Here is a 251-nt window from a genome sequence, read left to right as displayed (position 1 = left end):
GAACGGTACTTCGGCGACCTCGGCCCGCGAGACCCACTGGCCGCTGTCTTCGTCGAAGACGGCGTCGGTGTACTCGATCGGCGTCCATGCATCTGCCGGTATCTCGCTGATCGCTGCTCGGACGTGGGAATCCTGACGCACGGTGACCGACACCTGCGCACCGGCCCGGAGCGCGGTGGTGATCGCGCGATGGCCGTAGAACGCTGAATCCGCTCGCAGCAGTACCGGTCCCGACGTATCGGACGACCGTA

The 251-nt window shown here is 66.1% G+C and carries 1 pseudogene; it reads right to left on the bottom strand.

Annotation, left to right across the window (positions count from 1 at the left end):
* Positions 1 to 251: pseudogene (locus tag B1964_RS28400) on the bottom strand (IS1380 family transposase); the annotation flags it as partial.

This window comes from Gordonia sp. i37, from assembly GCF_002043085.1.
In the GTDB taxonomy this organism is placed as follows: Bacteria; Actinomycetota; Actinomycetes; order Mycobacteriales; family Mycobacteriaceae; genus Gordonia; species Gordonia polyisoprenivorans.
This window is presented reverse-complemented; position numbering and strand designations above follow the sequence as displayed.